At 66.0% G+C, this 21,375-nt stretch carries 19 protein-coding genes; 11 read left to right on the top strand and 8 right to left on the bottom strand.

Annotated elements, in window-relative coordinates; translation table 11 throughout:
- Positions 1-2 precede the first annotated feature (2 nt).
- Genes RHOSA_RS0100170 through RHOSA_RS0100160 form a run of 3 tightly spaced genes read right to left on the bottom strand, consistent with a single transcriptional unit; the run spans position 3 to position 3,304 of the window.
- Complete coding sequence (locus RHOSA_RS0100170; RefSeq protein WP_027287091.1) at positions 3-1,793, bottom strand: GldG family protein; 1,791 nt, start codon at positions 1,791-1,793, stop codon at positions 3-5.
- Positions 1,794-1,810: 17 nt separating this feature from the next.
- Entirely contained in the window at positions 1,811-2,584 is a 774-nt protein-coding gene (locus RHOSA_RS0100165) for an ABC transporter permease subunit (protein WP_051431644.1), read from the bottom strand.
- A gap of 3 nt (positions 2,585-2,587) precedes the next feature.
- Positions 2,588-3,304: an ABC transporter ATP-binding protein gene (locus RHOSA_RS0100160; protein WP_027287089.1), complete on the bottom strand. Its 717-nt coding sequence runs from the start codon at positions 3,302-3,304 to the stop codon at positions 2,588-2,590.
- 157 nt (positions 3,305-3,461) lie between these two features.
- On the opposite strand from RHOSA_RS0100160, the gene RHOSA_RS23875 reads away from it, so the two are divergent.
- Positions 3,462-3,977: a YdcF family protein gene (locus tag RHOSA_RS23875; protein WP_051431643.1), complete on the top strand. Its 516-nt coding sequence runs from the start codon at positions 3,462-3,464 to the stop codon at positions 3,975-3,977.
- On the opposite strand, the gene RHOSA_RS0100150 is transcribed toward RHOSA_RS23875, so the two are convergent.
- The 3 genes from RHOSA_RS0100150 to RHOSA_RS0100140 all read right to left on the bottom strand — a co-directional run bounded on the left by RHOSA_RS0100150 (position 3,974) and on the right by RHOSA_RS0100140 (position 5,910).
- Entirely contained in the window at positions 3,974-4,162 is a 189-nt protein-coding gene (locus RHOSA_RS0100150) for a hypothetical protein (protein WP_027287088.1), read from the bottom strand. The two genes, RHOSA_RS23875 and RHOSA_RS0100150, sit on opposite strands and share 4 nt — an antisense overlap.
- 256 nt (positions 4,163-4,418) lie before the next feature.
- Positions 4,419-4,904: an RT0821/Lpp0805 family surface protein gene (locus RHOSA_RS0100145; RefSeq protein ID WP_027287087.1), complete on the bottom strand. Its 486-nt coding sequence runs from the start codon at positions 4,902-4,904 to the stop codon at positions 4,419-4,421.
- A 568-nt stretch (positions 4,905-5,472) separates the two neighbouring features.
- A complete protein-coding gene (locus RHOSA_RS0100140; RefSeq protein WP_027287086.1) occupies positions 5,473-5,910 on the bottom strand; it encodes a Ros/MucR family transcriptional regulator in 438 nt (145 codons plus the stop codon).
- Positions 5,911-6,293: 383 nt separating this feature from the next.
- Between RHOSA_RS0100140 and RHOSA_RS0100135 the strand changes: the two genes are divergently transcribed.
- From RHOSA_RS0100135 to RHOSA_RS0100120, 4 genes are all read left to right on the top strand, one after another.
- On the top strand, positions 6,294-6,971 hold the full coding sequence (locus tag RHOSA_RS0100135; protein WP_027287085.1) for a hypothetical protein: 678 nt from the start codon (positions 6,294-6,296) through the stop codon (positions 6,969-6,971).
- Positions 6,968-7,726 carry a response regulator transcription factor gene (locus RHOSA_RS0100130; protein ID WP_027287084.1) on the top strand — a complete coding sequence of 253 codons (759 nt, stop codon included), beginning with the start codon at positions 6,968-6,970 and terminating at the stop codon, positions 7,724-7,726. The genes RHOSA_RS0100135 and RHOSA_RS0100130 overlap by 4 nt, the downstream gene beginning before the upstream one ends.
- A 91-nt stretch (positions 7,727-7,817) precedes the next feature.
- Positions 7,818-9,407, top strand: a complete 1,590-nt coding sequence (locus tag RHOSA_RS0100125) for a sensor histidine kinase (RefSeq protein ID WP_027287083.1) — start codon at positions 7,818-7,820, stop codon at positions 9,405-9,407.
- Positions 9,408-9,667: 260 nt separating this feature from the next.
- On the top strand, positions 9,668-10,276 hold the full coding sequence (locus tag RHOSA_RS0100120) for an HPF/RaiA family ribosome-associated protein (protein ID WP_027287082.1): 609 nt from the start codon (positions 9,668-9,670) through the stop codon (positions 10,274-10,276).
- A gap of 95 nt (positions 10,277-10,371) precedes the next feature.
- On the opposite strand, the gene RHOSA_RS0100115 is transcribed toward RHOSA_RS0100120, so the two are convergent.
- Positions 10,372-10,878, bottom strand: a complete 507-nt coding sequence (locus RHOSA_RS0100115) for an Lrp/AsnC family transcriptional regulator (protein WP_207140359.1) — start codon at positions 10,876-10,878, stop codon at positions 10,372-10,374.
- 275 nt (positions 10,879-11,153) lie between these two features.
- Positions 11,154-12,188 (bottom strand): TRAP transporter substrate-binding protein, encoded by a 1,035-nt coding sequence (locus RHOSA_RS0100110; RefSeq protein WP_027287080.1) that lies wholly within the window; start codon positions 12,186-12,188, stop codon positions 11,154-11,156.
- A 689-nt stretch (positions 12,189-12,877) separates the two neighbouring features.
- On the opposite strand from RHOSA_RS0100110, the gene RHOSA_RS0100105 reads away from it, so the two are divergent.
- The 6 genes from RHOSA_RS0100105 to RHOSA_RS0100080 all read left to right on the top strand — a co-directional run bounded on the left by RHOSA_RS0100105 (position 12,878) and on the right by RHOSA_RS0100080 (position 21,326).
- Positions 12,878-13,426, top strand: a complete 549-nt coding sequence (locus RHOSA_RS0100105; protein WP_027287079.1) for a TRAP transporter small permease — start codon at positions 12,878-12,880, stop codon at positions 13,424-13,426.
- 96 nt (positions 13,427-13,522) lie between these two features.
- On the top strand, positions 13,523-14,824 hold the full coding sequence (locus tag RHOSA_RS0100100) for a TRAP transporter large permease (RefSeq protein WP_437123658.1): 1,302 nt from the start codon (positions 13,523-13,525) through the stop codon (positions 14,822-14,824).
- Positions 14,825-14,927: 103 nt separating this feature from the next.
- Positions 14,928-15,377, top strand: coding sequence for a universal stress protein (locus RHOSA_RS0100095; RefSeq protein ID WP_027287077.1), 450 nt, complete (start codon positions 14,928-14,930; stop codon positions 15,375-15,377).
- Between the two features lie 241 nt (positions 15,378-15,618).
- On the top strand, positions 15,619-16,788 hold the full coding sequence (locus RHOSA_RS0100090) for a M24 family metallopeptidase (RefSeq protein ID WP_027287076.1): 1,170 nt from the start codon (positions 15,619-15,621) through the stop codon (positions 16,786-16,788).
- 77 nt (positions 16,789-16,865) lie between these two features.
- Complete coding sequence (locus RHOSA_RS19410; RefSeq protein WP_051431641.1) at positions 16,866-17,606, top strand: aspartate/glutamate racemase family protein; 741 nt, start codon at positions 16,866-16,868, stop codon at positions 17,604-17,606.
- A gap of 252 nt (positions 17,607-17,858) precedes the next feature.
- On the top strand, positions 17,859-21,326 hold the full coding sequence (locus RHOSA_RS0100080; RefSeq protein ID WP_027287075.1) for a pyruvate carboxylase: 3,468 nt from the start codon (positions 17,859-17,861) through the stop codon (positions 21,324-21,326).
- The last annotated feature ends 49 nt before the right edge of the window (positions 21,327-21,375 follow it).

Raw genomic sequence — 21,375 nt, 5'->3', positions numbered from 1 at the left:
CCCTAGCCGCGCGCCGCTGGCGTGCGGGCGCGGCGCCAGCGGCGCAGCAGCGCGAGCGCGAGGGCGGCCAGCGCGACCAGCGCCGGCACGGTCCAGGTGACCAGCGCCTGCACCCGGGATTCGATTCTGGCCACGCCCGCGCGCAGCTGGTGCTGCACATCGCGCAGTTCCCCGCGTGCGTCCAGCATGTCGGCGCGCAAGCGCTCGATCTCCGCCTGCTGGTCGTCGGACAGCACGACGCCGGTTTCCTGCTCGCGCCGCTGCAGGGCGGCGATGCGTGTGCGGGCCTGGTCGACCCGCTCGGCCAGTTGCTGCTCGCGGGCGCGGTACTGCGCCTCCGCCTGCCGGCGGATCTGCTCGATCACGGTGAAGGGACGGTCGCTCAGGCCGCGCCCGCGCAGGCCGAGCAGCGCCTGCCCGCCGGTCAGCGTATCCACCAGGTTGAGCACGAAATCGCCGTTGCCGGTCGCCGCGACGCGCCGCTGCTCGCCCATCACCTCCTGTCGGCGGGTCCAGACGGCATCGTCCAGCAGGTCGCTGTCGGCGACCACGACCAGCGCGCCGGATCCCTCGGGCCGCTGGACCCGGGCGGCCAGCACGCGTGGTTCGCCGTCTGGCGCGAAGTCGGCCAGCAGGCGCCCCGGGTTCGGGCGGGTGGCGAGGCGCCCGATCGCGATGTCGGCGGATTGATCGCCGCTCGTCGCCAGCGGGGTCAGGTGGGTGCCGTCCAGCGCGCGTAGCCGCCCGGCGGAGTTCAGCGCCAGGCCGGGCAGGTTCGCGGTCGCCGGATCGTCCGCCGACAGTCGCGCGCCCGGCAGCAGAAGCCAGGGCAGGTAGTCGACGGCCGTTTCTCGACCGCCCACCCGGGCACGCACCCGACGGGCGTGCGCGCGGTCGCCAACCACCATGTCAGGGTCGATCGCAACGCCCCAGTCGTGCAGCAGCGGCGCCAGCGTCTGCAGCCCGTCGCCGTAGGGCGTGCCGGGCGCGCTCGCGAGGGCCAGCGTCTCCGCGAACGGGTCGGCGAAGGCGAGCACGGCGCTGCCCTGCTCGGCATAGCGCCGGATCGCAGTCGCCAGCTCGTCGTCCAGGCCGGACGGCTGGGCCAGGATCAAGAGGTTCAACGCCTCCGGCAGCTTTGTGTCGTCGCTATCGATTTTGACCACCTCGTAGTCCTGGCGCAGCCGTTCCAGGATGCGCCAGTCCGGGGTACCGGCGGCGGGATCGCCCGTCATCGGCAAGCCGGTCAGCAGGCCGACGCGCGGGGCCTGCGGATGCGCCAGGCGACGGATCGCGCGGGTCAGATCGTGTTCCAGGAAGGCCGCGCGCTCGGGCGCGAACAAGGGGATGGTCTCGCGGTCGTCGGTGCTGTTGCGCCCGACCAGGCCGAAGTAGGCGGTCTCGCCGTCCCGGCCCAGTTGCAGGGCGGTCAGGCCGTCGGCCAGGGCCCGGTCTTCTTCGGGCGAATAGGGGGCCGGCGTGAAGCGCTGCAGGCGCAGCTTGCCGTCCGACAGGCGCACGTACCGGTCGAGCATCGCCGACACCCGCCGGGCATAGTCGGCAAGCGGCGGGCCCGCGGTCCTCACCGCCTCGGAGCGGTAGTAAGACAGCGTGATCGGTTCCGGAATGTCGGCCAGCACGCGCCGGGTCGTCTGCGACAGCGTGTGCCGACTGTCCGCCGTCAGATCCAGGCGCGCGGTATCCAACGCCTGCAGCGCGAAGGCGTTAACCGCCAGGAAGCACAGAACCGCGAGCGGGAGTGTCAGGCGGGAGCGGGTGCGACGGCTGAACACGAGAGCGGCCTTCGGGGTTACGCGTCGCGCTTGAGTTCGACCAGCGCGGTGTTGGCCACCAGCGCGCAGGTGATCAGGGAGGCAAAGAACACGACGTCGGTGAACGCGACCACGCCTTGCTGGAAGTCGTCGAAGCGGCTCAGCACCGACATTTGCGCCAGCGCGTCGGCGAGTCCGGTCGGCAGAACCTCGCTGAGGAAGCCCTGGCCGACCTCGCTGCCGCCGGCGAGCAGCGCGAAGCACGCCGCGAGCGCCAGCACGAAGGCGACCACCTGGTTCTGGGTCGCCGCCGACAGGCAGGCGGCGACCGCCAGATAGCCGCCTGCCATCAGCCAGGAGCCGAGGTAGCCAGCCAGGATCGCGCCGTGGTCGGGCGCGCCCAGGTAGCTGACGGCGAGCCACATCGGCGCGGTCAACGCGAGCGCGAGGCCGAGGAACGCCCAGCCGGCCGCGAACTTGGCGACCACCAGCTGGCCGGTCGTCACCGGCAGGCTAAGCAGGAGTTCCAGCGTGCCGTTGCGCCGTTCCTCCGCCCACAGGCGCATGCCGACCGCCGGGACCAGGATGAGGTAAAGCCAGGGGTGGAAGCGGAAGAACGGCAGCAGGTCGGCTTGCCCACGGGCGAAGAAGCCGCCGAGCTGGAAGGTCAGGAGCGCGGACAGCACCAGGAAGGCTGTGATGAAGACGTAGGCGAGTGGACTGGCGAAATAGGCTGCCAGTTCCCGTTTCGCCAGCGTCAAGGTGACGACGGCGGCGCCGGGGGTGGCTGGCGTTTCTGCGTGCCCGCGCATGGCTCAGGCAGCCCGGGTCAGGTGCCGGAACACCTGGTCCAGCGGGCCGCGCGCGGCGAGTTCCGCCGGGGTGGAATCGACGACCGTCCGGCCGGCCGAGATCACGATGCAGCGGCTGCACATGGCCTCCACTTCTTCCAGCACGTGGGTGGAGATTAGGATCGCCCGGTCGTGGGCCAGCTCGCGCAGCAGGCCGCGCACCTCGTGCTTCTGGTTGGGGTCGAGGCCGTCCGTCGGCTCGTCCAGGATCAGCAGCTCCGGTTGATGTAGGATCGCCTGCGCCAACGCCACCCGCCGCTTGAACCCCTTGGACAGCGTCTCGATCGGCCGGTCGAACGCGCTCTGCAGTTCCAGCCGCCCGACCGTCCAGTCGATCTGCCGCCGCCGGTCAGTTCGGTTGTAGCCGCGCAGGCGGGCGGCGGTGTCGAGCAACGCGCGCGGCGTCATGTCGGGGTACAGCGGGGCGCCTTCCGGCAGGTACCCGAGGCAGCGCTGCGCGGCACGCCGATCGGTCGCGACGTCGTGGCCGCATACGCGCACCGTGCCATCGCTGATCGCCAATGCCCCGGCGATCATCTTCATGCTGGTCGACTTGCCGGCACCGTTCGGTCCCAGGAATCCTAGTACCTCGCCGGCATCGAGGGTGAACGACACCTGGTCGACCGCAGCGATGCGCCCGAACCGGCGGGTCAGGCCGGCGATCTCAAGGATAGGGCGCATCAGACAGACAACTCGATCCAAACGGGATTCGCAGCCATTTCACCCCTGCATGGTGGCGATTTTCCGCAGCCGTGCAAGGACGCCGTTGCGATTGAGCGGTGCCGGGTCGGCGCTGACCGTCTGGCCATGCGGGCGGTGATCGGCTATCGCCAATCCCATGATCCAGACGGACAGCGGACGGGAAGGTGTGATCGTGCTGGGCGCCGCCTTCCGGGACGGCCGCGGTGGGGCGAATCCGGCGTTACTGCGCCGGGCGCGGCACGGCGCGGCCTTGACCCTGGCACGTCCCGGGCGGGTTCTGGTCGCGGTGGGAGGCGGTCCCGTGCCGGAGGCTGCGGCGATCGCGGCGGTTGCCCAGGATAGCGGTGTTCCGACGGCCGCGATCCTGGTGGAGGGGCGTTCCCGTAACACGCTGCAGAACGCGGTGTTGGCGGCCCGGCTTCTGCGCCGGAACGGTCTGTGCGGTGGTTTGTTGGTCACCGACTGGCCGCATATGCCGCGCGCTTGGTTGTGCTTCCGCCTTGCTGGGGTGCGCTGCTGGCCTGCGCCGGTGCCGGGTACGGCGGGGAAGCCCGTCTTCTGGATGCGCGAGGTGGCCGGGTTGGTCGTCTATCTCGGTCGGCTGGGACGGTTGCGCCGGGCCGCGCGGCGGGCGAAACGCCAGGCACTTTAGTGCGGCAATCGCTCCGGTCGGCGATAGGCGTTGCCCCGCGTGGTGGCCATGAACTGATCGTCCAGGGTATCTCGGCGGGCGGCGTCGAGTTCCCGGCGCAGCCAGTTGGCGGCCGGGTCGAGGACACGCAGCACCCGGATCGGCAGCTGACGAAGGCGCTGGATCGCAAGCGGCTGGATGGACATCGTCCTGGTCCCTTTCGTGCATCCGTACCCGTTAGCCAGCCGGATGCCTGGAGGCATCTCCGCCCATTTCACGGAGGTTAAGTCGTGTTTCTTTCTAATAGGTTTCGCAATACGCGATAACCGCTGGAATTCCTGACATAAATTCGGGCTGGAATCGACAAAAAAGATCGTACCCCTCCTCGCAAAAAACTACGCCGGCCAGGGGGCTCCTAGCCGGCGTAGCTGCATAGTCCTGCGGACAGGGCGCGTAGAGTCGTCAGCTCTGAACGATCTTCCAACTGCCGTCCGGCTGCCGGCAGGCTGTGCCGTACGCGTCCTTGGCTTCGCCATCGACATAGATCGTGTGCTGGAATTCCCGGCAGTACCGCCCCGAGTCGGTCTTGTAGGTTTCCGTCGGCGTGACCGTGCCCCGGTGCCCGGTATCCGGATTATCCCAGCTCGACGTCTGGCCGGTCTGGTTGTTCTCGAGGCTGTCTTGGGTGGTCTGCGTCAAGCGCTCCTCGTCGCCCTCGGAAAGGCGCCGGCCAACCTCGGAGCCAACCAGCGCGCCGATCACCGCGCCCGCGCCGGTAGCGATCAACTTGCCGGTGCCGCCGCCGATCTGGCTGCCGGCAAGGCCGCCGAGGACCGCGCCGCCGGCGCCGCCGGCGAGCTCGCCGCCACTTGTATTGTCACGGGCGCAGCCGGTGGCCGACAGGCCGATGGCGAACAGCGCAACGATGACCTTGCTTGCGTGCCGCATGACATTTCTCCCTCAGGGCCTGAAGAGCTGATGGCGCACAACCTTCGAATCGAAGGTGTGCCCCACCATGGGCGTCCGCGTCGCGAGGTGACGGGAAAGCCGTCCGTCTTCAAGGATCGAGGGGGTGAACGGTGCGTGTCAGCAGGCGGCTGGGGATGCAATACATGCAATTCGCCCATCGTTACTTGGCACACCAGTATTTAGGATTGCCAGCAGAACACGCTGAAGTAAGGACGGGTGCCTGAGTGGTCCGGCGTCGGAAGCCGTGCACACAACGCCGTGAGAAGGCCTCACACGGGTTGGTGCCGATAGGTCTTACACGCGAGGGGCCGGACCACTTCTGGCATCGCGATGCACCCCTGAGATAAGAAGGTACCCCCAATCTGTCCACCCCCTCTGCATCATTCAGTGGACAGGGCCGTTCGACAGACGGTCGAAAGACATGAAAACGCCGCCGTCGGTGGACCGACAGCGGCGCGTTGCGCGTGTTAGCGCAAGATCGCGAAAGGACGGGGAACCTGTTGCGTGCGGTCCCGCCTTTGCAGACGCAGGTAGGCAGCCGGGCGCCTTAGGCGGCCTCGGAACCGCCTTCACCTTCCCGACGGCCAAGACCGATCGAGCGCGCGATTTCCGAGCGGCGCTTCGAGGTGTTGGGCGCGACCATCGGGTAGTCCGGACGCAGACCGTAAGTCTCGCGGTATTGTTCGGGGGTCATGTCGTGCGCCTTGGCGAGGTGCCGCTTCAGGGCTTTCTGCTTGCGGCCGCAAACCAGGCAGACGAGATGATCCTTACCGATCGACTTGCGCGGGCTGACCGCCGGCTGGGCCTCACCCTGAGTGGCCTGCGTCTCACCGGACTGCAAATTCTTCAGGTCGCGTGCCACGGCCTGGATTACTTGAGGTACTTGGTCGGGTTCGACTGAGTTGTGCCCTACATAAGCCGAGACGATCCGCGTGGTCATTTCCGCGATCGTTTGGTTGTTCGGACTTTCGTTCGATTCGCTCATTTTGGATCTTTCCTCCGATTCCGAAAACTGTGTAAGACATAATCGATTTGTCAGACACGTTAAAGAGTTTTCAGATGCTTTATGCTAAATCTTACCGGAACCACAGTAGGCTTAAAGAGCTGCCTTACAGTTCGGCAGCCAAACATCAGTTAAAACTTGAATCGAACTGCGACATGGTGGCGCAAGCTCGGAACGGGCGAGGTGGAGCTGGCACACTTTAAGGTTCTCGCCGAAACTTTTAGACTATTGACGGAACGTGTCCGGGGTGCCACGGGACGTATATCTCCGGTGGGTGTTTACAGGGTCGCAAAGATCCGGACGTCCTTATAGGGTATGAAAAGCGTCCCGCCGCCACGCGCGCGGGCGAACGGGAGCGATTGAGCTTGAAGACTACCCTGCTAGCCCTGTTGCTGCTGTCGCTGACGGCGTGCCAAGCATTTCCGCCCATGCAACGTTCCGATGAGGCGGGGAACGATTCATCGGCTGCCGGCTTGGACGACACCTCCTCGGTCCGCAGTGACCAGGATGACCCTGCCGAGGAAGATGCGGCGGCGCGGGAGAGGCGCTGGGCGTCGCTGCCCAAACCGTCCCGTCCGCCCCAGCGCGGGGAATTGAGCGAGGAGCGTCTGACTGGTCTGACGACGGACCAAACCTGGCAGCTGCTCGGGCCGCCCAGCCAGGTCGAGGAGGAATCGCCCGCCACCGTATGGACCTATGCGATTGCGGGGTGCCGCCTCGAACTGTTCTTTTATTTCGACCTTGAGAGCCAGGAACAGCGTACACTGGCCCTTGACCTCGAAGCTGGCAGTGAGTTTGTCGGGAGTCGGCCGTTTTGCTGGTACACCTTGGCGAAGCGCGGTCGCAGCCGTGCGGCACCGCTGCCGCAGGCCGACACCAGTGGCGGTGGCCGCAAGAGCGCACGCGTGCCCACCGCCGAGGAACTTGATCAACAGGCCGGCACGAACGGTGGACCGGATTTCTCTGAGAACGCGGCGCCGGATCACACCGACGACGCAGCCGCCCAAGAGGGCGCGCGGCTAGAGGGGGAGAATGCTCAGTGAGCGAGCATGAGGAGGCCGAAGCGCGGCTCGTCGTTGTCGACGACGACCCGATGTTCCGCGAATCTTTGACGCAGAATCTGAAAGACGACGGTTACGAGGTCACCGACTTCGGCGAGGGGCAGCCAGCCCTGGAGTATCTCCGCGCCGGCAACCGCGCTGATCTGGTCGTGTTGGACTGGCGCATGCCTGGGATGACCGGCATCCAGTTGCTGCGCGCCATTCGCGAACATGAAATCGATGTTCCGGTGATCTTCCTGACGGTGCTGGGCGATCAGATCTATGAGGAAGCGGCGCTGCACCACGGTGCGGTCGATTTCGTCGAGAAATCGCGCAGCCTGTCGATCCTGAAGAAGCGGATCGAATTGTCGGTCAAGCGCCCCGACGGTGCCCCCGCGAGCGATCAGCCCGCAGGCGAGGGCAGTATCGTCGAGACGATCGGCCATCTGGAACTCAACCGCGAAACCTCGCGTGCCTACTGGAAAGGCAACGAGGTGCCGTTAACGCTGAACGAGTTCCGGATCGTCGATTTGCTGGCAGCTCGTCCCGGTCGGGATGTGCGCTACCGCGAACTGTACGACCAGGTGCACGGAGCGGGCTTTATCGCCGGGAGTGGTGAGGAAGGCTACCGTGGGAACGTCCGCACGCTGATCAAGCGGATTCGGCAAAAATTCCGCGCCCTGGACGGCAATTTCGAAGCCATCGAGAATTACCCGGGATTTGGTTACCGTTGGCGCGACGACAAGGCTCGCGAGTGAGGCCGCAACGCACCTGCACGGGGGCGTCGTGGGCGATTGCTGAGCGGCGACCGCCGGGTCTGTCGTGTGGTCGGCGGAGGAGAGCCGCGCAATGATTCGCGCCTTCCTGCATTCAGTGGCGGCGAAGACGGCGATTGTTGTGATCGTCTTCTTCGCGGTGCCGCTATTGCTTTACCAGCAGTTCCAGGATGCCGACCAGGACAAGCGCAAGCTGCTGCTGAGCAGCCTTGAGAACCAAGGCATGGTCATCGGCGAATCGTTGCGTCCACAGCTCAAGGAATACGATGGCGAGGCGCTGCGCGGTATCGGGCAGGCGCTGAAGCGTCTGGGCGGGGTCGATGGGCTGAAGATCAAGCTGCTGTTGCGCCCATCGAACGCCGATGATCCCAGCGGCTTTTTCTATATCGCCTCCGCGCCCGCCGTTTCCGGGGAATACCTGGAACAGGAGCGCGCCGAACTGGTCGAAACCGGCGTGTTCGAAAAGCTGCAGGACACTTGTGCCGGCAATCGGCCGCTGGGCGTGCGGTACCGGAATCCGGCGGGTGAGGAAGAGGTCCTGACGCCCGTCACGCCGGTCATGACGGACGCCGGCTGTTGGGCGGTCATCACGTCCCATGGCACGAACGCCGCGCTCGGCGCGGCACTTGGCAACCCGTACTGGCAGACGCCGGAAGTGCAGGCCGCCTTCTTCATCTACGTCATCATGGCGGTTCTGGTGATTCTGATGTTCGTCGGGATCTGGCGCGCGCTACGCCGGTTCGCCCGGGCGGCGCGGATGATCCGCGTCCAGGGCATCTCCGAGGGCGGGGCCCAGTTCACCGAGATCAACCGCGTGCCCGAGCTGGAAGGTGTGGCAGCCGAGTTCGACCGGATGGTCGCGACCTTGCGCAACGCCGCCCACGCCATCCGCCATGCCGCGGAGGATAATGCTCACGCCTTCAAGACCCCGATCGCCACGATCGCGCAGTCGGTCGAGCCGCTGCGGCGCATGGCGGCTGAGCAGAACCCGCGCGCCCAGCGTTCGATCGAATTGATCGAGCGTTCCCTCGACCGGCTCGATGCGCTGGTTGCGGCGTCCCGTCGGATGGATGAGGCGACTGCCGAACTGATGGAGGCACCGCGCGAACGGGTCGACCTGCCGCGGTTCGTCGGCTCGACGCTGGATGGCTATACCGACACGGCGGCGGCCAAGGGCGTGCGCCTGGAACGCAAGCTGGCCAACCGGGTCGAGGTGTTGGCGTCCGAGGACATGCTGGAGACCGTGCTGGAGAACCTGCTGGACAACGCCATCGACTTCTCGCCGGAAGGCGGAAAGATCGAGGTGGCGGTTCGGCGGGAGCAGAACGACGCACTGCTCTCCGTGACCGACGCCGGCCCCGGGGTCGAGGCGGACCGCATCCAGCAGATCTTCGAACGCTACGTCTCCTCGCGGGCCAGCCAACCCAATGGCGGCGACGCACCTGCGTCGGGGGGCAATGGCGAAGACCAGCCGATGACGCAGGCGCAGGAAGACGCCGAGAGCGCGCGTATCGCCCAAAGCCCGACCGCTGGCAGCCAGCATTTCGGTATCGGGTTGTGGCTGGTCCGCCGCAATGTCGAAGCGATGGGCGGCGAGATCCAGGCGGAAAATGCGAGCCCGCACGGCCTGCGGATCACGGCCCGGCTGCCGCTGTCGGGGTGATGATCTACCGCTAGCGGCGGGCGGCACCGCCCAAGTCTTTCTGCGCAGGCTGTGCGTGGTGTGTCGGCCGACATCGTGAAAAAGGCCTCTCCGTCAACGAGTTCGTGTGACTTTCAGTGGCCGGCGAGTGCGGTGGCGATATGCCCTGTTGCACGAAGCGATGGAATTTACGACGTAATGACAGGGTTAGGCTTGATGCCCGTGTCGAAGCGACCGGCGGGCGTCGCGCGAGAGACGACGAACAACGAAGGAGAGACCCAATGGCCGTGAACGACGCGGACCTGCGTATTCCCGTCGACATCACCTTCCACGGCATGGAAAGTTCGGACCATCTGCGCCATCAGGTGCTGAAGCAGGCGCAGAAGCTGGACCGCTTTCACAAGCATATCACGAATGTACGCGTCGTCCTCGACGCCGATCACAAACAGGTCGACAAGAGCACCTTGCACTGCAAGGTCGAGGTGTCGATTCCGGGCACGGACACGCTGGTGGCGCAGAAAGAAGATCGTCCGCACGAGGCGGTCAATCACGCCGACCAGTACAGCGTGATCAACGAGGCTTTCGAAGTCGCCGGCCGGCGCGTCAATGCCTATATCGACAAGCACTTCGACCATCAGCACAAGCAGCCGCATCCCGCCGCCGGTCAGGCCCGCGGCACGATCACCCGGGTCGATTCGGAGCGTCGCCACGGCATGCTGGAAACGCACGCCGGACAAAGCCTGTTCTTCCAAGATACAGCCGTGAAGGGCGAGACCCTCGATGACCTCGAACCCGGCATGGAGGTGAGCTACGCCCTCGCCGAGGCCGAGGGGGCCTATGGTCCCGAGGCGAAGGAAATCACCCGCGTGATTGGCGGCAAGACGGACTAGGGTCGCCTACGGCCACTTTTCGCGATCTTTCTGGTCACACGGCGGGTTGCTCCGGCCGCCGTCCGTCATGTCCCGGCATGCGGGCGTGGGGACGGTCAGCCCGCCGTTTCGTCGTGGGCGAGGCGTTGGAGGGTTGCCAATGGTGCGCCGGGGGCTTGCTTGACGCGCTTGGTAACGATGTAGGTGAAATAGCGGCTGATCGCGATCTCGGCGGCGAGCAGGTCGTCGATCAGCGCCTGATAGCGCTCGATGTCGGTGGTCACCACCTTCAATAGATAGTCGCTGCCGCCCGAGATCGACCAGCATTCGAGGATCTCCTCCCGCGCGTTTACGGCGGCCTCGAAACGGGCGAAATCTTCACCGCGGTGGCTGGACAGCGTCACCTCGACGAACACGGTGGTGACCCGCACCACCTTCGCGGCATCGATATCGGCGTGGAAACCGCGGATGACCCCCGCCTGCTCCAGCCGGCGCATGCGCTCCCAACACGGGCTGGGCGACAGACCGATGCGTTCGGCCAGCTTCAGCTTGGTGATCCGCCCTTCCTGCTGAAGGGTGGCCAGGATGCGGACATCGTACGCGTCGAGCTTGATCGAGGACATCGGGCGTCAGCGAAAGCGGAATTTGACCGGGGTAGCACATGGCGTGCCGCGGCCCCGGACAATGGCGCAAAAGCTTAGCCCCGGGAAGAGGTGTGGTGGCCTCTCCCGGCCGCGTAGTGGAAGCGCCCGCCAGCGCGCTCCATGCCCCTGCAAACTCATAAAGGAACGGCCGGAAGGGGGGCCCTTCCGGCCGTTCGTCCGCCTATTTCAGGCCCGGGCGGTCGCGGGCGCTCAGGCCAATCGCCTGCGTGCGGGTAACCGACCGAGGCCGGTGGTTACATCGACTGCTCGCACGTCTTGATTTCCTGCTTCAGGGCGTTCAGCACCTTCTCGCCCGGCTCGCCGGTCATCTCGACGAACTTCGCCTCGACCTTCTTGGCCGCTTCGCGGAAGGGCGCGCGCTGTTCGTCGGACAGATGGACCATTTCCGGGGCATTGTCGCTCGCCTTGATCTTCTCCAGACGCTCCTGGTTGTACTGGTTCTGGGTCTTGAAGATCACGTCGACCATCTCGTCGACGGTCGAGTCGACCAGCTGCTTATGCTCCTCGGACAGGCCATCGTAGAAGTCCGCGTTCGCCACGACGGTGGTGGTGAACTCCTGCTGGCCGGCCCAGATCATGTAATCCTGAACCTCGTAGAACTTCATCTCCTGGATCGCGAAGATCGGGTTCACCTGACCGTCGATCTGGCCCAGCTGTAGGCCGGAATAGACCTCGGAGTAGGGCATCGGGGTCGGGTTCGCGCCGAACGCCTCGTACGCGCGGACGAGCAGCGGCGAGGTCATCACGCGAATCTTGAAGTTCTCGAAATCCTCCGGCGAGGTGACCTTCTTGTTCGCCGTCCAGACCATCTCCCCCTCGGGATACATGGTCAGCAGCTTCAGGCCCTGGTTCTCGAACTCGTCCGACAGGCTGTCGTACAGCACATCGCTCGAGCCGAGGATCTTCTTCGTGCACTCGTCGTTCTCGGGCAGCAGGTAGGGGATCGAGAAGACCTGGATCGGCTCGATCAGCTTGCCGAGGTGGCCCGGCGAGGCGTTGGCGAACTGCAGGGCGCCGTTGGCCACCAGTTCGGTGAGCTGGGTCGAGGTGCCGAGCGAGCCGTACGGGTAGATGTTGACCGTGACGTCGCCGCCGGATTTCTCCTCGATCCGCTTCTTGAACGCCTCGGCGTAGGCGTCCTGGACGCTGCCGTCGACCTCTTCGAGGGCGAACTTCCACTGCGCGGCCTGGGCCGAACCGGCCATGACGCCGAGCGAAAGCGCGGCGGCGGAAACGGCACTCAGGCTCCAACGAAGCGTGGGTTTCATGGGGAAAGCCTCCCTATCCCTTTAGGGCTGATGTTGCTTGCTGCCCACCGGCAATCCGGCGCGGTCTATTGCTCTGCCAGATGGTGTCGATGGCCGTAACGCACGGCGCTGCAACCAGCCGGCGGACAGGTCGTCGTGTATGGGCCGATAAGGCACGGCCCAGGGCCAACCGGTTTCGCCGATCGCGGGGGGCTACGCACCCTCTCGCCCCCGTTTGCGACCGATCAGCGACGTTGACTAAGCCTAGGGGGCTTGTTTCGGATGCGCAACCCGCCGGCCCGTGATGGCCCGACCAGCGGGGGTTTCAGAATACAGGCCAAGGCTTTCGTGATGCCTTGCACACCCGCACGGGGCTGTGCATGCCATAAAAGCGACACCGTAGCGTTGACAGGCCGTGCAAGCCCCGGGATCATCTTGGATCAAAGTACGCATCGCCCCGACAGCAACTTTCCGGGCGGAAAGCGGGTTTGCGGGCGGCTTTCAATCAAGCGTTGCGCGGCACAAGCGCGGCGCGTCCACAGGGGCTTCACCGACTTTCATGCCGAGGTCTGCTCTGCGGGCATGTGCCGCGCGCCTGTGCGGTGCGTGGAGTTGCAGGGTATGACGGCCACGTTTGGGGGACCATGACCCAGTCAAACGGCAGTAGTCAGGCTAGCGGGAGGCCACCCCGCCGGCCCAGAAGCGGTCCGATGGCGGCCCTTTCGGCGGTCGACCGCGTCTTCGAGCTATTCGAGAAGTACGTTCTCTCCTACGGCGTTTTGATCATGGCGTTGGTCACCATCGCCAACGTGTTCGGTCGGAATGTCTTCCAGCAAAGCTTGTACTTTGCTGAGGAGGTCAACCAGTTCCTGATCGTGCTGATCACTTGGGTCGGGCTCGGCTATGCCTCGCGCAAGGGGCGGCACATCCGCATGTCGGCGATCTACGATCAGATGAGCGAGCCGATCAAGAAGGCCATGATGATCGTGATGTGCGCCGGCACGGCGGCTGTGATGTTCCTGCTGGCGTACTATGCGATGAACTACATCGGCGGGCTGATGGACCGCGGCACAGTCACCCCGGCGCTGCGGGTGCCGCTCTGGCTCACCTACATCTGGGTGCCGGTCGGCTTCATCATCACCGGTATCCAGTACCTGATGGCGATTGCGCGCAACCTGCAGGAGGAGGAGGTCTACATCTCCTATACCGAGGTCGACGCGTACGACGAAGGCGATCCGACCGTGGGGTCGGGCACGTGAGCGCGCCGTACGCGTCCGGCCGTACGCCACGTCCGTCGACGCTGCGGCCGGAGCCGCGTGCCGTGATCCCGTTCATCCGCAAGGCGAGGGGCTGAGATGGGTAGCGAAGGTATGGTCACGCCGCTGATCACGGTGATGATCGTTTTGCTGCTGCTGGGCTTCCCGATGATGATCCCGCTGATCGCGGCGGCGCTCGTGGGGTTCTTCTTCTTCTTCGGCGGCATCAACCCGGAGATCATCATCCAGCAGATGGTGGGCGGCGTGAAGCCGATCGCGCTGATCGCGGTGCCCATGTTCATCTTTGCCGCCGACATCGTGACCAAGGGGCACGCTGCCGACCGCCTCTTGGACATGGTGCTGCGCTTCGTCGGGCACCTGCGCGGCGGCTTGGCGATCACCACGGCCGCCAGCTGCACGCTATTCGGCGCGGTGTCCGGCTCGACCCAGGCGACGGTGGTGGCGATCGGCGGTCCGCTGCGGCCGAAGATGCTGAAGGCGGGCTACAAGGACCCCTTCACCATCGCGCTGACGATCAACGCCAGTGACATCGCCCTGCTGATCCCGCCGTCGATCGGTATGATCATCTACGGCGTCGTCGCTGGGGCCTCGATCGGCGAGCTGTTCATCGCCGGCATCGGCCCGGGCCTGTTCATCCTGCTGCTGTTCAGCGTCTACTGCTGGATCGCTGCGCGTTGGCAGAACGTGCCGATCGAGCCGCGCGCCAACTGGTCGGAACGCTTGCTGGCGATGCGCCGCGCGCTGCTGCCGCTCGGCTTCCCGGTGATCATCGTCGGCGGCATCTACACCGGCACCTTCTCGCCGACCGAGGCGGCGGCGATCTCCGTGCTCTACGCGTTCATCCTGGAAGTCATCATCTTCCGCTCGGTGAAGCTGTCGGATATCCCGCAGATCGCTATGTCGACCGGGTTGATCACTGCGGTGGTGTTCATTCTGGTCGCCGCGGGTACGGCGTTCTCCTGGACCATCTCGTTCGCCCAGATTCCGCAGATGCTGCTGGGCGGCATCGGCATGGGCGACATGGGGCAGTGGCAGATCCTGGCAATCATCGCGATCTCCTTCTTTGTCGGCTGCATGTTCGTCGATCCGATCGTGGTGATCCTGATCCTGGTGCCGCTGTTCAAACCTTACGTCGAGGCCGCGGGGATCGATCCGATCCTGGTCGGGGTGATCGTGACGTTGCAGGCGGCGATCGGCTCGGCAACGCCCCCGTTCGGCTGCGATATCTTCACCGCGATCGCGGTGTTCCGACGACCCTACCTGGAGGTGATCCGGGGTACGCCGCCGTTCATCCTGATGCTGGTCGGCGTGTCGGTACTGCTGATCGTGTTCCCGGAACTTGCGCTGTTCCTGCGCGATCTGGCGTTTGGCCGCGACTAGCGACAGACGTGGCCGCCTGGGCGTTGGGCGGCTATACTGGGGTGGGCGATCGCTTGGGGCGGCGCGTGCAGCGCCGCCCCAAGGCCTTTTCGGGAGAGCTGGCATGTTTTCGAAGATTCTGGCGGCCGTCGACGGCTCCGAGCACTCGGTGCGCGCGGTGGAACTGTCGGCCGATCTGGCAGAGACCTATGGCGCCGAACTGGTGCTGCTGTCGGTGTTCAAGCCCACCCGGGTCCCGGAATCTACCCATTCGCTGGTCCGCACCACCCGCTCCCTGGAGCCGCAGCACACCGACGACGAGTTGCAGAAGATCGCGGAGGAGGTGCTTGCGGATGCCGAGCATCACGCGCGCAAGCACACGATCCCCAAGATTGACGCCCGGGTGAAACGTGGCCAGCCGGCGCGCACGATCGTCTCCACCGCCGAGGAGGTCGGCGCCGACGCGATCGTGCTGGGCAGCCGGGGATTGGGCGACGTCTCCGGCCTGCTGCTGGGCAGCGTCAGCCACAAGGTGGCGAGCCTGGCCAAGTGCAACGTGATCACGGTGAAGTAGCCGTCGCACCGCTTGCGGCCATGCCCGCGCGCGGCCGCAAGGAAACTGCGGAATGCTTGGGATCAGACACCCACTTGCCAGGGTCTTCTCAGTGAGCTACAGCGCCTGAGTGGTCTCTGCGCCGATTGCCTGTCAAAAGGTGAATGGTCCGGGACTAAACAACCCGACACCCGGCGCCTTGATCCGGCCCGATGACTCCGCGCACGGCCGGCCAGCGCTTTTCAGGGACACCGCGACCGTCATGCAGTTCAGCCAAGCCGAATACGACGCCCGCTTGCACGCGACCAAGACCCGCATGCACGAGCGCGGCATCGACCTGCTGCTGGTCACCGACCCTGCGAACATGAACTACCTGACCGGCTATGACGGCTGGTCGTTCTACGTGCCGCAGCTGGTGCTGGTGCACCTGGAAGCGGCGCAGCCGATCTGGATCGGCCGTAAGATGGACGCGCGCGCGGCGGAGGTGACGACCTACCTGACCCGCGAGAACATCATCGGCTACCCGGACGACTATGTGCAGTCGCTGATCAAGCACCCGTTCGACTATGTGGCCGACCGGATCATCGCCTGGGGCTGGGGCGAGCAGGTGATCGGCCTGGAGATGGATAGCTACTACTTCACCGCCACCTCCTACTTCTCGCTGCACCACCAGTTGCCCAACGCCCGCTTCCAGGACGCCGCGCTGCTCGTCAACTGGGTGCGCGCGGTGAAGTCGGAGGCGGAGATCGATCTGATGCGCCGGGCCGCGCGCATCCTGGAGAAGTGCATGACCACCGGGATCGAGCGGGTGCAGGAAGGCGTGCGCCAGTGCGACGCGGCCGCCGACATCATACACGCGCAGATCTCCGGCACGCCGGAGTATGGCGGCGATTACACCTCGATCGTTCCCATGTTGCCCAGTGGCGAGGGCACCTCGACCCCGCACCTGACCTGGTCGGATCAGCCGTTCAACCGGGGCGAGGCGACGATCCTGGAACTCGCCGGCTGCCACCAGCGCTATCACTGCCCGCAGGCGCGTACGGTGTTTCTCGGTCAGCCACCGCAGAAGCTGTCGGATGCCGCCAGTTGGGTGCTGGAAGGCATGGACGCCGCCCTCGACGCGGTGAAGCCGGGCGCGCTGTGCGAGGATGTCGAGTACGCCTGGCGCGAATGCGTGGCCAAGTACGGCCTGACCAAGGACAGTCGGATCGGCTACTCCACCGGCTGCAACTACCCGCCCGACTGGGGCGAGCACACCATGTCCCTGCGCCCCGGCGACCGTACCGAGCTGCAGGAGAACATGTGCTTCCACATGATCCTCGGCATCTGGATGGACGACTGGGGCCTGGAAATCTCCGAGACCTTCCGCGTCACGGACAAGGGCGCGGAATGCCTGGCCGACGTGCCCCGGCCGCTGGTGGTGAAGGACTAGCGCCGCCCCCTGCCGCCGGGCGACTGCCCGTGCCAGCATGACGGCGCCACGGCGACCAAGGGAGCGCGATTGCGTCCATGCCCATCTACCACACCCGCAAGCGCGCCGAATCCTACGGGCACGAGCTGGGCGTGCTGCTGCTCGACGTGGAGCAGCCGTTCGTGCCGGGCGATGTCGGCAACGCCTCCACCTGGAAATACCCGGTGCTCTACCGCACCGTGCCGGGCTGCGACATCGAGCGGCTGATCTACCGCAACGAGTCGGACCTGCGGGAGGCGGTGGTGGAAACCGCCAAGGATCTGGAAGCCCAGGGGGTGCGCGGGATCACCTCCAACTGCGGCTTCCTGCTGCGCCACCAGGAGGCGGCCGCGCGGGCGGTGCGGGTGCCGGTGTTCCTGTCCTCGCTCTTGCAGCTGCCGATGATGCTCTCCGCCTTCGCACGCACGCGCCCTGTGGGCGTGATGACCGCCAGCCAGGGCAGCCTGACGCCGGAGCTGCTGCGGCTGGCCGGTGTCGATCCGGAGCATGATCCGGTCCACGGCTTTGGGATGGACCGCTATCCGTCGTTCGACGAGCCGTTCATGCAGGACAGCGGCACGGTCGACACCGACGCGCTGGAACGCGATATCGCCGAACTGGCCCGGCATATGCTCGACGTGCATCCCGACATGGGCGCGATCCTGCTGGAATGCGCGGACCTGACGCCCTACGGCCATGCGGTGCAGCAGGCGACCGGCCTGCCGGTGTTCGACTTCGCCACGCTGGTCGACTTCTACGTCGCCACGCAGAACCGCCCGCGCTATCGCGGGAATTACTGAGCCCGCACAGTCAGTTGCGGTATGAGGGGCTTCTCCGCGCGTGGGAGAGGGCTCAGACGAAGTGCTTTGTCTACGCTGCGAACGACGCGTCTGGCGCATCACGAGGCGTGGTAGCGCACGCTTGACCCCGGCGGGCGTTCGTAAAACTGTAGCGCGCGCCGTATTGCACCTGCGAACATGGTGCGCATTCGGGGGCGGGGTATCCTGCCCTCCTTTTACGTCAGTCGATTGGTAAACGAGGGCTTTGACCGCATGGCCGAAAGCACGTCCGGCTTTAAAACGTTCAACAAGCTTCTGGTCGCGAACCGCAGCGAGATCGCCATCCGGGTGTTCCGCGCGGCGAGCGAGATGGGCATTCGGACCGTGGCGATCTACAGCCACGAGGACCGTTTCGCCCTGCACCGTTTCAAGGCGGACGAGAGCTATCAGGTTGGCGCCGGGCAGGAGCCGGTCAGCGCCTACCTCGACATCGACGAGGTGCTTCGGATCGCGCGCGAGTCGGGCGCGGATGCGATTCACCCGGGCTACGGCTTCCTGTCGGAAAACCCGCACTTCGCCCGGGCCTGCCGCGATGCCGGGATCACCTTCATCGGCCCGCCGCCGGAGGTGATGGAGCAGTTCGGCTCCAAGATGGAAGCGCGCCACCTGGCGGAGAAGGCGCAGATTCCCGTGATGCCGGCTTCCAGCGCTCTGCCGCATGATGATGGCGAGGTGCGCGGGATCGCCGAACAGGTCGGCTACCCGGTGATGCTGAAGGCGAGCTGGGGCGGCGGCGGCCGCGGCATGCGCGTGGTCGAGAACGGCGACCAATTGCCGGACGAGATCGCCGCCGCCCGTCGCGAAGCCAAGGCGGCCTTCGGCAACGACGAGGTGTTCCTGGAAAAGCTGGTGCGCCGCGCCCGGCACATCGAGGTGCAGGTGCTGGGCGACCACCACGGCACGGTCGTGCACCTGTGGGAGCGCGACTGCTCGCTGCAGCGCCGCCATCAGAAGGTGGTCGAGCGCGCACCGGCCCCGGATCTGGCGCCGCAGACGCGCCAGGCGCTGTGCGACGCGGCCGTCAAGCTGGCGCGCACCGCCGGCTACGTGAACGCCGGCACGGTCGAGTTCCTGCTGGATGCGGACAGTGGCGAGTTCTTCTTCATCGAGGTGAACCCGCGCATCCAGGTCGAGCACACCGTCACCGAGGAGGTCACCGGCGTCGACCTGGTGAAGGCGCAGATCCGGGTCGCTCAGGGCTCGAAGATCGGCGACGAGGCGGATAGCGGCGTGCCGGTGCAGGACGAGATCGAGCTGTTCGGCCACGCCATCCAGTGCCGGATCACGACCGAGGACCCGCAGAACAAGTTCATCCCCGACTACGGCCAGATCGCCGCCTACCGTGGGGCGACCGGCTTTGGCATCCGTCTCGACGGGGGCACGGCTTTCTCCGGCGCCGTGATCACGCCGTTCTACGATTCCCTGCTGGAGAAGGTGACCGCCTGGGCGCCGACCCCGGAGGAGGCGGCCAAGCGGATGGAGCGGGCGATCCGGGAGTTCCGGATTCGCGGCGTGGCGACCAACCTGCGCTTCCTGGAACAGTTGATCACCCATCCCAAGTTCCGCGGCGGCGATATCACCACCCGCTTCATCGACGACACCCCAGAGCTGTTCGACTTCCCGCCGCGGCGCGACCGGGCGACCCGGTTGCTGTCCTTCCTGGGCGACGTGCTGGTCAACGGCAACCCGGAGGTCGCGGGGCGGACTTGGCCGGGCGATTGCCCGCCCGCGCGCCTGCCGCATCTGCCCGACATCAACCCGCCGGTCGGGACCAAGCAGAAGCTGGACGAGCTGGGTCCGGAAGGCTTCTCGCAGTGGATGCTCGACCAGAAGCGGCTGCTGCTGACCGACACCACGATGCGCGACGCCCACCAGTCGCTGCTGGCCACGCGGTTCCGCACCTACGATCTGCTCTCGGCCGCGCCGCACTACGCCCGCCGGATGCCCGAGCTGTTCTCGCTGGAATGTTGGGGCGGGGCGACCTTCGACGTCTCGATGCGCTTCCTGAAGGAAGACCCCTGGGACCGTCTGGCGCGGCTGCGTCAGCAGGTGCCGAACGTACTGTTCCAGATGCTGCTGCGCGGGGCCAACGGCGTCGGCTACAAGAACTACCCGGACAACGTGGTGAAGTTCTTCGTCGCCCAGGCCGCGGAGGCCGGCGTCGACGTCTTCCGCATTTTCGACTCGCTGAACTGGGTCGAGAACATGCGCCTGTCGATGGATGCCGTGCGCGAGCAGGGCAAGTTGTGCGAGGCGGCGATCTGCTACGCTGGCGACCTGACCGACCCGCGCGAGGATAAGTACACCCTCAAGTACTATGTCAACCTGGCTAAGGAGCTGGAGGCCGCTGGCGCCAACATCCTGGGCATCAAGGACATGGCCGGCCTGTGCAAGCCGGCCGCCGCCACCCAGCTGGTCTCCGCCCTGAAGCAGGAAATCGGCATCCCGGTGCACTTCCACACCCACGATACCAGCGGCATTGCCGCGGCCAGCGTGCTGGCAGCAAGCGAAGCCGGCGTGGATGCCGCGGACGCGGCGATGGACGCGATGAGCGGCCTGACCTCGCAGCCCAATCTGGGCTCGATCGCGGCTGCCCTGCGCGGCGGTGCGCGCGACACCGGGCTGGACAAGGAGGCGCTACTGGAGGTTTCCGACTACTGGCGCGGCGTGCGCAAATACTACCGCCCGTTCGAGCCCGACATGCGCGCGGGCGCGAGCGAGGTTTACGAGCACGGCATGCCGGGCGGGCAGTACACCAACCTGGCCGAGCAGGCGCGCGCGATGGGCCTGGAGGCGCACTGGCCGGAGGTCGCCCGGGCCTATGCGCAAGTCAACGAGATGTTCGGCAACATCGTCAAGGTGACGCCGACCTCCAAGGTTGTGGGCGACATGGCGCTCTACATGGTTTCCAACAGCCTGACCAAGGAAGAGGTGCTCGACCCCGAGAAGGAGATCGCCTTCCCCAACTCGGTGAAGGAGTTCTTCCGCGGCGAGATCGGCCAGCCGGTGGGCGGCTTCCCCAAGGGGCTACAGCAGAAGGTGCTGGGCGACGAGCAGCCGATGACCGAGCGGCCTGGCGCGGTGCTGGCGGCGACCGACTTGGACGCCGAGCGCCAGGACCTGGAGAAGAAGGCCCGGCGCAAGCCGGACGACAAGCTGCTCGCCAGTTATCTGATGTACCCGGCCGTTACGCTCGACTACGTCAAGCACGAGCGCACCTATTCCGACGTGTCCCGCGTGCCCACCCCGCAGTTCTTCTATGGCCCGAACGTGGGCGAGGAGTTCGCGATCGAGATCGAGGAGGGCAAGCGGCTGATCGTGAACTACCTAACGACTAGCCAAGCCGACCAGGAAGGCCGGCGCACCGTCTTCTTCGAGCTGAACGGCCAGCCGCGTACCGTCACCGTGCAGGATAAGAGCCTGGCCGCCCAGGGGCGCGCCAACCAAAAGGCGGACGAGAGCGACCCCGGCCAGATTGGCGCGCCGATGCCGGGCATGCTGGTCGGCATCTCCGTCCAGCCGGGCCAGAAGGTCGCCGAGGGCGACCGCCTGTTCACGATCGAGGCGATGAAGATGGAAACGGCCGTCTACGCCCAGACCGACGGCAAGGTCTCCGAGATCGTCCTGCAGCCCGGCACCCGCGTCGAGCAGCACGACCTCGTGGTCCGGCTGGAGACGTAACGGAACAAAAGCGGCGCCCCGGCGCTCGCATCCCCCCAATCCCTTCTTC

Origin of the sequence: Rhodovibrio salinarum DSM 9154 (assembly GCF_000515255.1) — a bacterium.
GTDB lineage: Bacteria > Pseudomonadota > Alphaproteobacteria > Kiloniellales > Rhodovibrionaceae > Rhodovibrio > Rhodovibrio salinarum.
The sequence above is the reverse complement of the archived record's forward strand: the minus strand, read 5'-3'. Positions and strand labels throughout refer to the sequence as shown.

Coding starts and splice junctions, on each gene's coding strand:
- RHOSA_RS0100165 (WP_051431644.1), bottom strand. CDS start 2,584: ATGCGCGGGCACGCAGAAACGCCAGCCACCCCCGGCGCCGCCGTCGTC.
- RHOSA_RS0100160 (WP_027287089.1), bottom strand. CDS start 3,304: ATGCGCCCTATCCTTGAGATCGCCGGCCTGACCCGCCGGTTCGGGCGC.
- RHOSA_RS23875 (WP_051431643.1), top strand. CDS start 3,462: ATGATCCAGACGGACAGCGGACGGGAAGGTGTGATCGTGCTGGGCGCC.
- RHOSA_RS0100150 (WP_027287088.1), bottom strand. CDS start 4,162: ATGTCCATCCAGCCGCTTGCGATCCAGCGCCTTCGTCAGCTGCCGATC.
- RHOSA_RS0100145 (WP_027287087.1), bottom strand. CDS start 4,904: ATGCGGCACGCAAGCAAGGTCATCGTTGCGCTGTTCGCCATCGGCCTG.
- RHOSA_RS0100140 (WP_027287086.1), bottom strand. CDS start 5,910: ATGAGCGAATCGAACGAAAGTCCGAACAACCAAACGATCGCGGAAATG.
- RHOSA_RS0100125 (WP_027287083.1), top strand. CDS start 7,818: ATGATTCGCGCCTTCCTGCATTCAGTGGCGGCGAAGACGGCGATTGTT.
- RHOSA_RS0100120 (WP_027287082.1), top strand. CDS start 9,668: ATGGCCGTGAACGACGCGGACCTGCGTATTCCCGTCGACATCACCTTC.
- RHOSA_RS0100115 (WP_207140359.1), bottom strand. CDS start 10,878: ATGTCCTCGATCAAGCTCGACGCGTACGATGTCCGCATCCTGGCCACC.
- RHOSA_RS0100110 (WP_027287080.1), bottom strand. CDS start 12,188: ATGAAACCCACGCTTCGTTGGAGCCTGAGTGCCGTTTCCGCCGCCGCG.
- RHOSA_RS0100105 (WP_027287079.1), top strand. CDS start 12,878: ATGGCGGCCCTTTCGGCGGTCGACCGCGTCTTCGAGCTATTCGAGAAG.
- RHOSA_RS0100100 (WP_437123658.1), top strand. CDS start 13,523: ATGGGTAGCGAAGGTATGGTCACGCCGCTGATCACGGTGATGATCGTT.
- RHOSA_RS0100095 (WP_027287077.1), top strand. CDS start 14,928: ATGTTTTCGAAGATTCTGGCGGCCGTCGACGGCTCCGAGCACTCGGTG.
- RHOSA_RS0100090 (WP_027287076.1), top strand. CDS start 15,619: ATGCAGTTCAGCCAAGCCGAATACGACGCCCGCTTGCACGCGACCAAG.
- RHOSA_RS19410 (WP_051431641.1), top strand. CDS start 16,866: ATGCCCATCTACCACACCCGCAAGCGCGCCGAATCCTACGGGCACGAG.
- RHOSA_RS0100080 (WP_027287075.1), top strand. CDS start 17,859: ATGGCCGAAAGCACGTCCGGCTTTAAAACGTTCAACAAGCTTCTGGTC.